Consider the following 14815-nt stretch of genomic DNA (forward strand, 5'->3'; position numbering starts at 1 on the left):
GTTAAATACAGCGCCCGCCATCTACCTGCATGCAGACCCCGGTTACCATGCTGGCTTCCTCCGAGCATAAATAACAGGCGGCATTGCCCATATCCTCTGCGGTGGAAAACCGCCCAAGTGGAATGGTAGACAGGAACTTTGCGCGCATCTCGGGCGTGTCTTCGCCCATGAATGAGGTAAGAAGCGGGGTTTCTCCGGCCACCGGGTTCAGCGCATTCACCCGCACCCCAAAGGGTGCTAGCTCAACCGCCATCGTGCGGGTGGTGGTGTTTACCCAGCCTTTTGAGCTGTTATACCAATTCAAATTTGGCCGCGGAGAGACACCGGCGGTTGAGGCAATGTTCAAAATCACGCCGCTGCGGCGGGTTTTCAGTGCTGGAACGAACGCGCGCGAAATCAGATAGATAGATTTGCAATTCACGGCAAAAACGCGATCAAAATCTTTTTCGCTGACGTCTTCTAACGGGCTGGGTAAATGCGTAACGCCCGCATTGTTCACGATGATATCGACCGCGCCAAGCGCTGTCTGCGCCGCGTCATGCATCTGCGCAATTGACGCAGAACTTGCCACATCTGCGCGCATTGGAATCGCCAATTTTCCCAAGCGCGAGGCCTGATCGGCCACGGCTTCACCATTGATATCGGCCATTAGGACCTTGGCGCCCTCGGCCAAGAACTTTTCGGCAATGCCTAAGCCAAAGCCCGAGGCTGCGCCTGTTACGATGGCTGTTTTTCCTGCAAGTCGCATATTGGCCGCTCCCTTTCTTTTCGGTTATCCGTGATAGCTTGCCACAGTTTTTAAAGATGAAAACCCATAAAGCGCTTCAAAGCCTTTTTCGCGCCCATGGCCGGATAGGCCGCGGCCTCCAAAGGGCAATTCGACACCACCGCCAGCTCCGTAATTATTGATGAAGACCTGCCCCGATTTAAGCGTTTTGGCCAAGCGCATTTGGCGCGCCCCGTTTTGTGTCCAAAGGCTGGCGACCAATCCATAGTCAGTGCCATTGGCGATCTCTAACGCTTCCTCGTCACTGTCAAAGGGAATGATAACCTGCACCGGTCCGAAAATCTCTTGTTGCGCTAGCCTATGGCTGGGGGCGACATCGCAAAACAGATGTGGTTTGACATAGGCCCCCGCGGCGGGGGCTGTGTCTGAAATTTGACCTGTCGCTGCCAAAGTTAGGTCATGGCCTTGACTTAGGAAGTTTTCGACAATCGCTTTTTGCCGCTGCGAAATCAGCGGCCCCAAATCGCCATCTTCTATCGCCGGCTTTGCAACCAGCGTCTGATAGCGGGCGGCCATTGCCTCAACAATTGTATCATAAAGGCTGCGCTGCACGAGAATCCGGCTGCTGGCCGAGCAGGTCTGTCCGGCATTTTGAATGCCCGCATTGATCAAAAAGGGCAGCGCTGCGGCGACATCCGCATCTTCAAACAGGATTTGCGGAGATTTCCCCCCCAGCTCCAAGGTCACCGGCACAACATTTTGCGCCGCTGCTGCCTGTACAAGCCGCCCGGTGGCCACCGAGCCGGTGAAACTAAGGTGATTGATGCCATCATGCGCCGCAAGCGCTGCGCCAGCTTGCGCGCCCAGCCCCGGCACCACGTTCAGAACCCCGCTGGGTAGGCCGGCCTGCCGCGCCAATTCGGCGAACATCAGCGCGCTAAGACAGGCTTCTTCTGCCGGTTTGAGAACGCAACAATTGCCCATCGCCAAGGCGGCCCCCACCGAACGCCCAATGATTTGCATGGGATAATTCCAAGGCACGATATGCCCGGTCACGCCATGCGCCTCGCGCAATGTATAAACCGTATATCCCTCAAGATATGGTAGGGTTTCGCCGTGGATCTTATCGGCGGCGCCGCCGTAAAACTCCATATAACGCGCCATGGCAACAGCATCCGCGCGCGCTTGCTTAAGCGGTTTGCCCACATCCAATGCTTCAATCTGCGCCAACAGCTCGACATGTTCTAAGATTAAAACGCCAAGCCGCACGAGCAGCCGGCCGCGCTCTAGTGCGGTGCTGCGCCCCCATTCGCCCCGCGCCGCCCGCTGCGCCGCCACCACAGCCAAATCGATATCTTCAGGTCGGCCATCCGCAATCGCAGATAAGGCCGCCCCGCTTGAGGGGTTGATCAATCCAAGCGTTTGAGCGGTGCTGCTGGGCTGCCACTGGCCATCAATAAAGCAAAAGGCAGGGTTAAAGGGCAAGTTTGGAAGCGGCATGGTTTAAGCTCCTGTCAAGATTTTGGGCAGTTTCGGCGCAGCGCGGAGCAGCTGCTGGGTGTAAGGATGGGTGGGGGTATTCAGGATCGAAGCGGTTGGCCCCTGTTCAACAATCTCCCCCTCCTTCATAACCATACAGGTATCGGTGATGCTGCGCACAACTGAGAGATCATGGCTGATAAACAGATAGCTGAGGCCGTATTGCTCTGCCAAATCTGCGATCAGATCAAGAATTTGCGCCCGCACCGAGACGTCAAGCGCCGAAACCGCCTCATCAAAAATCACCAGTTTCGGGCGTGTTATCAAGGCGCGAGCGATTGCGATACGCTGGCGTTGGCCACCTGAAAATTCATGGATATAGCGGTCACGATCATCCGGGTTCAGGCCAACCGCGCGCATGACATCGCAGGTGCGATGCTCTTGATCTTCGCGCAGCGGTGGGCGCTCATAGAGATGAAACGCCTCTTGAATGAGCTTGGCCACTTTATGGCGCGGGTTGAAAGAGCCATAGGGGTCTTGAAACACCACTTGCAGATCCCGCCTGATGGCGGATGAAGCGCCCCAAACTGCCTTTCCATTCAGGGTGATTGTGCCCTTCTCGATTGGATCCAATCCCAATATTGCCCGCGTTAACGAAGATTTTCCGCAGCCTGATTCCCCCACCAGCCCCATCCGATCGCCTGTCTGAAGCGAAAAACTCACATTCTTGACGGCAATATTGCGGGGTGGTTTTATCCAGGGCCATGGCCGTTTGGCCGGATAACTGCGCCGGACATTTGCCACCTCTAGCAACGGCCTAGGGCTGTGTTCTGCGCTGGGTTGCCGCGCCATATGGCTGGCTGCTTGCAGCAGCTTTTGCGTGTACGGATGCGTGCTTGCCTTTAAAATTTTGCTTGTAGCTGCCTGTTCCACAATTTCACCCTGATGCATCACCGCGATACGATCCGCCATATCGGCCACCACGGCCAAATCATGGGTGATCATGATCAGCCCCATATCATCCTCGCGCACCAAGCGTTTGAGCAGCGCCAGAATTTGCGCTTGCGTTGTGACATCAAGCGCGGTTGTGGGCTCATCCGCGATGAGTAATTTTGGCTGTCGCGCAATCGCTAGGGCGATCACCACGCGCTGCCTTTGACCACCTGATAATTCATGTGGATAGCGGCTCGGGGGCACGTGTTCGGGGGCCAGTCCAACCCGCCCTAGGATCGCGCCGGCGCGGTTTTGGGCCGCTGCTGCGTTTGTCTTTGGATCCAGTCGAAGCGCCTCAGCAACTTGCGCGCCAATGGTTTGTACGGGGTTTAACGCGCTCATCGGCTCTTGAAACACCATCCCCATTATACCGCCGCGTTGGGCGCAAAGCTGCGGCTCGGTGAGGTGTAACAGGTTTGTACCATCCAGGGTAATTTTTCCGCTCAACCCTGCGGCATCGGGCAGCAATTGCAAAAGGCTAAGCGCAGTCATCGATTTTCCAGAGCCGCTTTCACCTGTAAGCGCCAGAATTTCGCCGGGCTCCAGCGTGAAATTAAGCTGTTTTAAAATTGGGGACCCGTAAAGCGTTAAGGTCAAATCCTGTACGTTAAGAAGGCTCATCGGGGGGCCTCGCGCAGTTTTGGATCCAGCAAGTCGCGCAAACCATCGCCCATCAGGTTGAGCCCTATCACGCTGAGGATGATCGCGCTTCCGGGCACCAACGCCAGATGCGGGGCGAAGCTGACCATGGTTTGCGCATCTGCCAGCATCCGCCCCCAACTGGGCGTAGGCGGTTGGGCGCCCAAACCCACATAGCTCAGGCCGGCTTCCGCCAAAATGCCAAGGCTGAATTGGATCGTGCCCTGCACGATCAGCAAATTGTTCAAATTGGGCAGAATATGCTCGATCGCGATGCGACCAGTCGATTTTCCGCAGACCCGCGCGGCCAGAATGAACTCGCGCTGCCAAAGGCTGAGCGCACCGCCGCGTGTTACGCGGGCGAAGACCGGGATATTAAAGATCCCAATCGCGATGATTGCATTCACCGCACTTGCGCCAAAAAGCGCGGTGATCAATATCGCAATCACCAAAGAGGGAAAGGCAAAAATCAAATCATTGCTCCGCATGATGACCTCGTCCAGCCAGCCACCTTGCCTTGCGCTGGCTGCCAGCCCGAGGGGCACGCCAAGCCCAATGCCAATGCCCACGGCCACCAAGGCCACCGCCAGTGAGGTGCGGGCCCCGACCATGATCATTGACAGCAAATCGCGCCCGAAATGATCAGTGCCGAACCAATGTGCCCGAGAGGCGCCCTGCAATTTTTCGCCGATGGAGAGCACGGTCACATCATAAGGCACCCAAATAAAAGAGAGCAGCGCGGTGCTGGCAATAGCTGCGCTGAGCAGAAGGCCGATGAGAAATGAGCCCCCCAGCTTCATGCTTGGCTCCGCAAGCGCGGATCAACCGCCGCATAGGCCAGATCGACCAGAAAGTTGACCATGATCACGGCAAAGACCAGCAGCATAACCACGCTTTCGACCACGATCAGATCGCGCTGGGTGATCGCCTGAAACACCAAACGGCCCAACCCGGGCAGAAAGAACACTTGCTCGATAATGATGGCGCCAGCCATCAGAAAGGAAAATTGCAATCCAATAATCGTTAAAACCGGAATTAAGGCGTTGCGCAGGGCGTGGTGCCACAGCGTGGCGCGTTTGCTCAAGCCCTTGGCGCGTGCGGTTCGAATATAATCTTCGCTTAAGGTTTCGATCAACGCGCTGCGCATCACGCGCGACAGAATAGCCGCTTGCGGCAAGGCCAATGCGATCGCCGGTAAGGTCAGCGATTTTAACCCGCTGAACACACCATCATCCCATCCGGCGAAGCCACCGGCTGAAAACCAGCGCAGCTTAATTGCAAAAATCACCACAAGGATCATCGCAAACCAAAAATTCGGAATCGCAATCCCTAATTGCGTTGCGCCCATGACCATAGCATCGCCGCGTTTGCCGCGCTGCGCCGCTGCATAAAGCCCAGTTGGAAAAGCGATGAGAACGCTTAATCCCAGCGCATAAAGCGCCAATGGCAACGACACCCAGAGACGTTCACCCACCATATCGGCGATTGGGCTGCGATAGGTATAAGAGAGGCCAAAATCACCGCTCAGCATCCCGCCGATCCAAGAAAGATAACGCGCAAATTTACCCTGATTCAATCCCAGTTCTTTGCGCAGCGCCAAAATGGTATCGTCTTGGGCGTTTATTCCAAGCATGAAGGCGGCCGGATCTCCGGGCGCCACTTCGACCACCGTAAAAATGACGATAGAAGCCAGGCATAGGCTGATCAGTAAGGATAATAACCGCTTGAAAATATAGGGTATCATTGGTTCAGATTAGGCACAGGCGATGCGCGGGTCCAGCGAAATAAAAGGGGGCCGTAAAGCCCCCTTTGGCGCCTTGTTTTCGCGCCGATTTAATTCGCCCAGCTGACCCCTGTCAGATCTGTGGCTTGCGTGGGGGCATTTTCCCACAGACCGCGGATTTTGGCATTGGCAACGGTTGGTACGGCCAGTTCGAACAAAAATCCATTCACATAATCTTCGGAAATGATCGTTTGTGCGTTTTGCAACATCGCGCTGCGGGTCGCCGGATCGCTTTCTGATCTGAGATCGGTCATCAAAGTTTGAAAAGCTGGATTGTCATATTGGAAGTAATAATCCGGACGCGCATAAATTCCGATATCCATCGGTTCGGTATGGCTGACGATTGTGAGCCCATAATCCTTGCCGCGGAACACTTGCTCGAGCCATTGTGCCCATTCCAAATTACTGATTTCGGTTTGAATCCCCACCGCGCGCAACTGCGCTGCGATGATTTCGCCGCCGCGGCGTGCATAAGAGGGCGGCGGCAGTTTCAATGTGGTTTCAAAGCCATTCTCAAACCCGGCTTCGGCCAAAAGCTGTTTGGCCAAATCAGGATCATAAGCCGAGTTGGCCGTCAGATCGAGATAGTCTGGATGGTGCGGCGCGAAATGCGTGCCAATCGGTGTGCCAACGCCAAACATCGCCCCGTCAATGATCGCTTGGCGATCAATCGCATGCGCGATGGCTTTGCGCACTTTTACATTATCCAAAGGCGGCATTTTGTTATTGGTAGAAAGAATAGTTTCGCCTTCTGTGGAGCCTACAATCACTTGAAAGCGCGGATCCGCCTCAAATTGTGGTAGGTTTTCAGGAGCTGGAAAATTCACGAACGCATCCACATCTTCGGCCATCATCGCCGCAAATCCCGCTGTGGGATCGGAGATGAATTTAAACGTTGCGCTTTCTAGTGCCGCAGGGGTTCCCCAGTAATCGGCGTTGCGAGTCAGCTCAATGCGATCACCCTGCACCCAATTGCTGAATTCAAACGCCCCGGTTCCCACTGGGTTTGTTTTGATAGTTTCGATCGTTTCGGGGGCAACAATCACCGCATCGCCCCAAGCCATGTTGAACAAGAAGCTGCCATTGGCGGCGTCCAAACTCACTTTGACGGTCAGCGGATCAACAACGCTTACATCCGTAATGCCGGCGAACAGCGCCTTTTGGGCATTGGCACTGTCTTCCCCGCGCGCCCGATCTAATGAGAATTTGACGTCTTGGGCATCCATGCTGCTGCCATCATGAAAGGTGACGCCGGCGTTTAAATGAAATGTATAGCTGGTGCCATCTTCGGAAATCTCCCATGATTTTGCCAGGCCGGGAATGATAGATCCGTCAGAGGCAAAGCGGGTAAGCCCCTCAAACACATTTGAATAAAGCACGCTGTCAATCGCGCCAGCGGCAGCGCTGGTGGGGTCTAAATGCGGGGGCTCGAGTTGCAGGGCAACGGTGAGATCGCTTTGCGCGGCGGCAACGGCGCCGCCAGTCAAAGCCAAAGCTGCGGCGCTGATTCTTAGAAGTCTTCCAGTCTTGATTGGCATGTTACTCTCCCTATTAAATCGGCCCTATGGGCCTGAGATGCTGCGGCTTGGCCGGCGCAGCTTATGCTAAACTATAGGAATAAAATTCTATCTTAGGCTAGAAAATAAATCTGTTTGGCGCCAAAAGTTTCAGCTGCCCAAATCAAATTTTAAAGAAATATCGGCCACTTGATCGCCCAAAAGGGCTTTTAAGGGCAACATTAGCGCGGTTAGAACGGCCCAGCCGCTGTTTAGGTTTGCCACTTTAATGCCAAGCCAGCCTTGGGGCGGCATGTCCCCATGAAAATTGACCATACCATCAGAAATAAGCGTTTTCCCATTCATTTTTATAATAATATTCTGGGCTGATCGCGTGGCCTTATTGTCGTGCATATCTGGCAGGTCGGCGAAAAGCTCTAGCGTCATCTCTGCGTCGGGGCTGAGCGGTTGCGCGGTGGTTCCCTTAGCGTAAACGCGTGTTTTCTCCAAGCGTTGTTCGATCGAAATTTGTACGTTTTCAACGGGTAAGCTTAAACCTGGATTGGCGGTAAAGGTTAAATTTTCAGCGGTTGCCGTTGCGCGCCATTGTGCGCCCTCGCTCTGGGTTACCGAGGCGCGCAAAGTTTGACTGGTGAGGCGCACGGGCTGACCTGCAAGCGTTAAATCATGCGTGTCGGGCCAAATAATAAGCCAATGGGTCGGGGTGTAGGTCAGGCGCATGATTTGCAAAAACGCCGCTTGCCAATCGAATGTACCCGCAGCATTGCCGATTTGCGGGTTACGCAAGGTGACATCATAGCGATTTGGAAATCCCATTTGGCTGATCTGGTCAAACTGAACTTGCCATCCGCTCTTTTCAGCCCCCGCGACCAGGGCCGCAATACCGGCCTTGTTGCGTTCCGCCCCCCAGAACCAAAACCCGGACCAAAGGATCGCGATACCCAATACGAGAATAATCAAACGTTGCATTCTTGGCCCCTTTCCGATCGCGGCAAATTAGTATTTACAGACACTAACTTGGAAGGGCCAGACAAATGCAGATGTGGGTTTTTGGATATGGGTCGTTATTGTGGAACCCGGGCTTTGACTTTGTAGAAAAGCGGTTGGCGCGGTTAAGTGGCTATCGCCGTAATTTTTGCATGCGGTCAATCCACCATCGTGGCACGCCTGCTGCGCCTGGTTTGGTGTTAGCTTTAGACGCCGCCAACGCGGCGATATGTGATGGTTTGGCCTTTCGCATCGCGCCCAAAGATGAAGCACAAGTTCTTGTTTATTTGAGAGAGCGCGAGCTGGTCTCATCCGCGTATTACGAAAAAACCGTGCGCTTGGATTTGCCAGAGGGCGGGCAGCTTGAGGCTTTGGCCTATGTGATCGATCAAACCAATGATCAATACTGCCAAGGCTTGTCATTGGAAGAGCAAGCCCGCATTATTGCAACAGCGCGCGGTGGGCGCGGCGATAATAGTGAATATCTGTTTAAAACGGTTGAACAAATGGAGAAGTTGTCGATCCAAGATGCTGATCTTCAATGGCTGGCACAAGACGTGCGTGCAAGGCTTGCCGAAAAGGGTCGGGGGGCCTCCCCCGGTGTCAGCCATGGATAGGCCCCGTTTCCCAATCAAGGTAAAACATCATGCATAAAGCTGATCTAGAACTCAAACTTCAGTTCTCGCGCCCCATACGCCAAGGCATGCTGATGTTGCTTGTGGTTGGCCTAACCGGCTTTGGCGCTGTCATTGCCGCGCCGCGCATCATGCCGGTGGTGCAGTCTAACCTTTGGCTCAACGGCTTTATCTGTTTGGTGTTTTGTATCGGGGTGATCAGTTGCTTTGTGCAGGTGTTTCAGCTGGCTTCATCGGTGCGCTGGATCGAAAGCTTTGTGCGCAATCAAGGTATTTCAGAGTCAACGGCCCCGCAGCTGCTGGCGCCGCTGGCAACTTTGTTGCGAGATCGCGGCGCGCGGATGCAAATTGCTGCATCCTCAACACGCTCGATCCTAGACTCGGTTGGAACGCGGATCGAAGAAGCGCGGGAGATCACCCGCTATATTGTTAATCTGCTGATCTTTCTGGGGCTTTTGGGCACGTTTTACGGATTGGCAACCACGGTGCCTGCCTTGGTTGATACCATCCGCTCTTTGGCTCCGAAAGCCGGCGAGTCGGGTTTTGCCGTTTTCAGCCGGTTGATGAACGGGCTGGAAAGCCAGCTTGGCGGTATGGGAATTGCTTTTGCATCCTCGTTGCTGGGCTTGGCAGGCTCTTTGGTGGTGGGACTTTTAGAGCTGTTTGCAAGCCACGGCCAAAACCGCTTTTATCGGGAATTGGAGGAATGGCTTTCCTCGATCACGCGTTTAGGATTTTCCTCCGGTGACGGGGATGGCGAAGCCAGCCATGAGCAAAATATTCTGGGCACCGTGCTAGATCAAATGAACGAGAATATGGAAGCCATGCAAATGATGTTTACGCAAGCGGATGCCGGGCGGGCCATGGTGGATGATGGGTTGCGGGGCTTGTCGGAAAGCCTGAATCAGTTGACCGCTCGGATTGAGGCCAATGCACCCAGCAATGACGCGTTATTGCGGGTGGCGGGCGGCCAAGAAAAGCTGCTTGAAGTCTTGCGCAATATTGAAAATAGCGAGGCGGCGGATGCTGAAAGCCGCATGCGTTTGCGCTCGATTGATGTTCAGCTTTTGCATCTGACCGAAGAAATGGCCGCGGGCCGCCAGGAAAGCACCGTGGCGTTGCGCGCAGAAATAAACGCTTTGAGCGCTGCAATTTTGCATGCCAGCGCCAGCCGGCCATCGGGTGACGGCGGATCAACCAGCTCTGATGATAAGGGCTGATCATGGCACTTTCCCGCCGAACTGGTCATCGATTTCAAGCCTCAATCTGGCCAGGTTTTGTGGATGCGATGACTGGCCTTCTTTTGGTGTTAATGTTTGTTTTAACCATTTTTATGGTTGTTCAATTCGTCTTACGCGAAACCATCACAGGGCAAGAAAATGAACTTAACCTGCTAAGTGCCGAGATCGCTGCGATTGCAGAAGCGCTTGGCCTCGAGCAAGAAAAAGTGAGCGCTTTAAAAGGCGAAGTGGGCGCCTTGACCTCTACGCTAAGCGATACCCAAACCGAATTGATGGCGCAGGCCAACTTGATCGATCAACTGACTTTTCAGCGTGATTCAACGCAGCAACAATTGGTCAGTGCCCAGGCGAAAATCACCTCTTTTGAAGCGCAGGTTGCCGGCCTTTTAAAAACCCAAAGCGAGAAAACTGCGCAGATTACTGATTTGGAAGGGGAAAAATCTCTTTTGATGTCTCAGCAAGAGGCGTTGAATTTGGCCCTTGCAACGGCGCGTTCAGAAATTGACAAATCGGTGGAAGAGGCGCGCCGCAAAGCGGCTGAGCGCGATGCGCTTGAGGCGTTGATCGCATCGCTGAAAAACGAAAATAGTGATCAAAAAAGCTTTTTAAACCAGCAATCTGCGGATCTGGAAGCTCTGCAACAGCGCTTAAGCGCCGAAGAGGAAGCGCGGCTGCTAGAAGCCGCGGCGGCGCAGGCGCTGCGCAAAAAGCTTGAAAACGCCGACGCGGAATTAACAGCGATGAGCTTGGCGCTGGAAGAGCAGCGCCGCGCTGCGGAAGAAACGCTTACCATGTTGGCGGCGGCCGAAGCCGCGCAGGAACTTGTTGCGGCGCGTCTGCAAGACAGCGTGTTGGCTTTACGTGCAGCGCAGCTGCAACTGGCCGATCGCGATCAAGATATTCAGCGCTTGCAGTCGCAGGTTGCCGATGGCGCTGCAGAGCTAGATCAAACCGAAGTGGCTTTGGCCGCGGCGCTTGCGCGGCAATTGTTGTTGGAAGATCAAATCGCCGCCTTGCAGCGCCAAAGGGCGCAGTTGGAAATACAAGAACGCACTCTATCGCAAACGCAGGCCCAGCAAGCGGATGCGATTAAACGCTTGCAAACTGCGCTGGAGAACAGCGAAAAAAGTCGAACGGAAAGCCAAGATAATCAATCCAGCGCGCTTGAGCTGGCAAAGGCCTTACAGGCGCAGCTCAGCGCCGCCTTGGCTGCCGTTGCGCAGGCAGAAGATGCGCGCGCGCTTTTGCAAGCAAAGGTCGATGCGACCACAAAAGAGCTTGAGGCGGCCACGAATCAGGCGGCAAATCAAGCGGCAAATCAAGCCGCCGCGCAGGCCGCTCAAATCGCGCAGGCTGCAGAAATCGCGCAGGCTGAAACGGCAAAAGCCAGCCTTGAAGAAAACCTAGCGGCGGCGCTTGCCGCGAAATTGGCTGCCGAAACCGATATGAATAAAGTGGCCGCGCAATTAAAGGCGGCCTTGGCGGCAAAACTCGCAGCCGATCAGGATTTTGCCGCGCAGCTGGATGCGCGCGCACAGCAGGAAATTTTGCTGAAGCAAGCCCAGCAGACCTTGCTGGACAAGTCGCAAGAGTTGCAAAAAAGCGACGCGCAGCTTTTGAAGGCAGAGCGCCAAGCTGCTGCGTTGAACCAGCAGGTTACCGCATTGCGGCAGCAATTGGCGAAAGTGAGTGATTTATTGGAGATTTCCGAAGAGAAAGATGTCGAAAGTCAGGCGCAGCTGCAAAACCTTGGTAACCGGCTCAATGCGGCTTTGGCGCGGGCCGCTTCCGAGCAGCGGCGCCGTTTAAAACTGGAAGAGGCCGAGAGCCAAAGGCTCGAGGCGGAAAAGCTTAAACTAGAGGCCGAGCGCGACCTTTTGGCCAGCCAGGCCGAAGATCTGGCAAAATATAAATCAGAATTTTTTGGAAGCTTGCGCATATTGCTCGCGGATCAAGTTGGGGTACGCATTGTCGGCGATCGGTTTGTGTTTTCTTCAGAGGTGTTATTCGCCCCCGGCGCGGCCGAGCTTTCGCGGCTTGGCCAGAGCGAAATCGTAAAAGTGGGCAGCATATTGAATAAGATTATGTCGGAAATTCCGCAGAATATAGATTGGATTATCCGCGTTGATGGGCATACGGATGACCAACCGCTGAGCGGTACGGGAGAATTCAAAGACAATTGGGAGCTGAGCCAGGCGCGCGCTTTATCCGTGGTCAAGTTCATGATTTCGCAGCTCAATATACCAGCTGACCGTTTGGCGGCGAATGGCTTTGCTGAATTTCAACCCGTCAATGCGGCAAATACGGTGCAGGCCCGCAGCCAAAACAGGCGCATTGAGCTGAAATTAACCGAGCGCTAAAGAAACAGAGCGAGGCCTCGTTTGGTGCGCCAAGCCCTTGGGGCATTGGCAGCATGACCGGCCGCCTTTGACACCGCCGGTCAGATGCGCGCTGTTTTAATCTGCGGTCAGCAAAGGCGGCTTATTATTGGTCAGGCGCGGATTTTGCGGTCCTTCCAATTTAAGATGCAATTCGCCTTTGCGCACGCCAACTTTCACCAAGCCGCCTTTGGCCAGCTTTCCAAACAGCAATTCTTCGGCCAGAGGCTTTTTGATATGCTCTTGGATCACCCGGCCCAACGGGCGCGCACCCATCTTCTCATCATAGCCTTTATCTGCCAGCCATTCGGCGGCGGCTTCAGTGATTTCGATAGAGACATGCCGGTCCATCAATTGCGCTTCAAGTTGCAAAACAAACTTTTCAACAATCTGCATAGTGACGGGTTTCGGCAATGGTGCAAAGCTTATTACAGCATCCAAACGGTTGCGAAACTCTGGGGTAAATTGCCGTTCAATCGCGGCGGTGTCTTCGCCCTCGCGGCGGTCGCGGTTAAATCCGATCGCCGATTTCGCTTGCTCAGCTGCACCGGCATTCGAGGTCATAATCAAAATCACATTGCGAAAATCAACCGAGCGGCCATTATGGTCTGTGAGAGTGCCGTGATCCATCACTTGCAACAGCACATTATACACATCGGGATGGGCTTTTTCGATCTCATCCAACAGCAAAACGCAATGTGGGTGCTGGTCAATCCCGTCTGTCAACTGCCCGCCTTGATCAAATCCAACATAGCCCGGAGGCGCGCCGATCAACCGGCTGACCGCGTGTTTTTCCATATATTCGGACATGTCAAAGCGCAGCATTTCCACGCCAAGACTGTCGGCCAATTGCTTGGCAACTTCTGTTTTCCCAACACCGGTTGGGCCGGCGAATAAATAGCTGCCAATGGGTTTTTCCGGCTCTCTTAATCCGGCCCGCGCCAGTTTGATCGCTGAGGCCAGCGCATCAATTGCTGGATCCTGCCCAAAGACCACGCGTTTCAAGCTGGTTTCAAGATCCTTCAGCACCAGAGCATCGTCTTTGCTGACGTTTTTGGGTGGAATGCGCGCAATTTTCGCCACGACCGCTTCGATTTCTTTGATCCCTATGGTCTTGCGCCGCTTGCTTTCTGCAACCAAATGCTGCGCAGCGCCGGCTTCATCAATCACGTCAATTGCTTTGTCTGGCAGCTTGCGATCGTTGATATAGCGCGCTGATAGCTCGACCGCTGACTTGATCGCATCACCGGTATATTTGATGCTGTGATGCTCTTCAAAATAGCCTTTGATACCTTGCAAAATTTTCACCGCATCATCGACACTGGGTTCATTCACATCGATTTTTTGGAAGCGGCGGCTGAGCGCGCGATCCTTTTCAAAATGTTGACGGTATTCTTTATAAGTAGTCGAACCCATTGTGCGTAATTTTCCACCTTGCAGCGCGGGCTTCAACAGGTTTGAGGCATCCATAGCGCCGCCGGAGGTCGCGCCTGCGCCAATCACGGTGTGGATTTCATCAATAAACAAAACTGCATCCGGATGGCTTTCCAATTCATCCACCACCGCTTTAAGGCGTTCTTCAAAATCGCCCCGATACCGGGTCCCGGCCAGTAACGCGCCCATATCAAGCGAAAAGATCGTGGTGTTGGCCAAAACTTGCGGGGTTTCCCCTGAAACCACTTTGCGGGCCAAGCCTTCTGCGATGGCGGTTTTGCCCACGCCTGGATCGCCGACCAAAAGCGGGTTGTTCTTGCGACGACGGCACAGAACCTGCACGCAGCGCTCAACTTCATGGCTGCGGCCAATCAGCGGGTCAATATCGCCCTCTCCTGCTTTGACGTTCAAATCAACGCAATATTTGGCCAGCGCCGATTCTTTCTTTTCGTCTTCTTTTACGTTTTCAGGCGCGCTGGTTTCCTCTTCGAATTCGGGTGAGCCCGAGACGGGCCGCGCCTCGCCAAAATTGGGGTCTTTGGCCACGCCATGCGCGATGAAATTAACCGCATCATAGCGCGTCATTTCCTGATCTTGCAGAAAATAGGCCGCGTTGGATTCGCGTTCAGCAAAGATTGCAACCAAGACGTTTGCGCCGGTCACTTCGGTGCGGCCTGACGATTGTACATGGATCGCGGCGCGTTGGATCACCCGCTGGAACGCAGCAGTGGGCACCGCCTCTGATCCTTCCACTTCGGTCACCAAAGATGCCAGATCGGTCTCGATGAATTCAACCAAGGTTTCACGCAACTCTTCTGTATCCACATCGCAGGCGCGCAACACCCGCGCTGCGTCTTTCTCATCCATCAACGCCAAGAGCAAATGCTCAAGCGTTGCAAATTCATGCGATCGCTTATTTGCTAAGCCAAGAGCTGCGTGGATTGCCTGTTCGAGCGTGGTTGAAAATGAAGGCACGTTGGGTGCTCCTGTTAAGTTGCGTCG

The 14815-nt window shown here is 54.3% G+C and carries 11 protein-coding genes; 3 read left to right on the forward strand and 8 right to left on the reverse strand.

The features are described from left to right. Position 1 precedes the first annotated feature (1 nt). The 7 genes from UM181_08155 to UM181_08185 all read right to left on the reverse strand — a co-directional run bounded on the left by UM181_08155 (position 2) and on the right by UM181_08185 (position 8107). On the reverse strand, positions 2 to 748 hold the full coding sequence (locus UM181_08155; GenBank protein WQC64569.1) for a glucose 1-dehydrogenase: 747 nt from the start codon (positions 746 to 748) through the stop codon (positions 2 to 4). A gap of 24 nt (positions 749 to 772) precedes the next feature. Continuing rightward, positions 773 to 2227 (reverse strand): aldehyde dehydrogenase family protein, encoded by a 1455-nt coding sequence (locus UM181_08160; protein ID WQC64570.1) that lies wholly within the window; start codon positions 2225 to 2227, stop codon positions 773 to 775. Positions 2228 to 2230: 3 nt separating this feature from the next. Beyond that, positions 2231 to 3820: a dipeptide ABC transporter ATP-binding protein gene (locus tag UM181_08165; GenBank protein WQC64571.1), complete on the reverse strand. Its 1590-nt coding sequence runs from the start codon at positions 3818 to 3820 to the stop codon at positions 2231 to 2233. Continuing rightward, the gene (locus UM181_08170; GenBank protein WQC64720.1) at positions 3817 to 4632 is read right to left on the reverse strand and encodes an ABC transporter permease; all 816 of its coding nucleotides are present in this window, start codon (positions 4630 to 4632) and stop codon (positions 3817 to 3819) included. Before UM181_08170 ends, UM181_08165 begins: the two co-directional genes overlap by 4 nt. Before the next feature lie 2 nt (positions 4633 to 4634). Beyond that, positions 4635 to 5582: an ABC transporter permease gene (locus UM181_08175; protein WQC64572.1), complete on the reverse strand. Its 948-nt coding sequence runs from the start codon at positions 5580 to 5582 to the stop codon at positions 4635 to 4637. Positions 5583 to 5671: 89 nt separating this feature from the next. Then, positions 5672 to 7159 carry an ABC transporter substrate-binding protein gene (locus UM181_08180; protein WQC64573.1) on the reverse strand — a complete coding sequence of 496 codons (1488 nt, stop codon included), beginning with the start codon at positions 7157 to 7159 and terminating at the stop codon, positions 5672 to 5674. Between the two features lie 129 nt (positions 7160 to 7288). After that, positions 7289 to 8107 (reverse strand): DUF2125 domain-containing protein, encoded by an 819-nt coding sequence (locus tag UM181_08185; protein ID WQC64574.1) that lies wholly within the window; start codon positions 8105 to 8107, stop codon positions 7289 to 7291. 65 nt (positions 8108 to 8172) lie between these two features. Here UM181_08185 and UM181_08190 point away from each other — a divergent pair, with 65 nt between their 5' ends. Genes UM181_08190 through UM181_08200 form a run of 3 tightly spaced genes read left to right on the forward strand, consistent with a single transcriptional unit; the run spans position 8173 to position 12361 of the window. Beyond that, a complete protein-coding gene (locus UM181_08190) occupies positions 8173 to 8742 on the forward strand; it encodes a gamma-glutamylcyclotransferase (GenBank protein ID WQC64575.1) in 570 nt (189 codons plus the stop codon). A gap of 29 nt (positions 8743 to 8771) precedes the next feature. Further along, positions 8772 to 9980, forward strand: coding sequence for a biopolymer transporter ExbB (locus UM181_08195; GenBank protein WQC64576.1), 1209 nt, complete (start codon positions 8772 to 8774; stop codon positions 9978 to 9980). A gap of 2 nt (positions 9981 to 9982) precedes the next feature. Then, complete coding sequence (locus UM181_08200; GenBank protein ID WQC64577.1) at positions 9983 to 12361, forward strand: peptidoglycan -binding protein; 2379 nt, start codon at positions 9983 to 9985, stop codon at positions 12359 to 12361. 96 nt (positions 12362 to 12457) lie between these two features. Here UM181_08200 and clpA read toward each other — a convergent pair whose 3' ends face one another. Continuing rightward, a complete protein-coding gene (clpA, locus tag UM181_08205; protein WQC64578.1) occupies positions 12458 to 14788 on the reverse strand; it encodes an ATP-dependent Clp protease ATP-binding subunit ClpA in 2331 nt (776 codons plus the stop codon). Positions 14789 to 14815: the final 27 nt, after the last annotated feature.

Source organism: Alphaproteobacteria bacterium US3C007, from assembly GCA_034423775.1.
Taxonomy (GTDB): domain Bacteria; phylum Pseudomonadota; class Alphaproteobacteria; order Rhodobacterales; family Rhodobacteraceae; genus Thalassovivens; species Thalassovivens spotae.

Excerpts from the sequence above, each read along its gene's own strand:
- UM181_08155 (WQC64569.1), bottom strand. The coding sequence starts at position 748 with ATGCGACTTGCAGGAAAAACAGCCATCGTAACAGGCGCAGCCTCGGGC.
- UM181_08160 (WQC64570.1), bottom strand. The coding sequence starts at position 2,227 with ATGCCGCTTCCAAACTTGCCCTTTAACCCTGCCTTTTGCTTTATTGAT.
- UM181_08165 (WQC64571.1), bottom strand. The coding sequence starts at position 3,820 with ATGAGCCTTCTTAACGTACAGGATTTGACCTTAACGCTTTACGGGTCC.
- UM181_08175 (WQC64572.1), bottom strand. The coding sequence starts at position 5,582 with ATGATACCCTATATTTTCAAGCGGTTATTATCCTTACTGATCAGCCTA.
- UM181_08180 (WQC64573.1), bottom strand. The coding sequence starts at position 7,159 with ATGCCAATCAAGACTGGAAGACTTCTAAGAATCAGCGCCGCAGCTTTG.
- UM181_08185 (WQC64574.1), bottom strand. The coding sequence starts at position 8,107 with ATGCAACGTTTGATTATTCTCGTATTGGGTATCGCGATCCTTTGGTCC.
- UM181_08190 (WQC64575.1), top strand. The coding sequence starts at position 8,173 with ATGCAGATGTGGGTTTTTGGATATGGGTCGTTATTGTGGAACCCGGGC.
- UM181_08195 (WQC64576.1), top strand. The coding sequence starts at position 8,772 with ATGCATAAAGCTGATCTAGAACTCAAACTTCAGTTCTCGCGCCCCATA.
- UM181_08200 (WQC64577.1), top strand. The coding sequence starts at position 9,983 with ATGGCACTTTCCCGCCGAACTGGTCATCGATTTCAAGCCTCAATCTGG.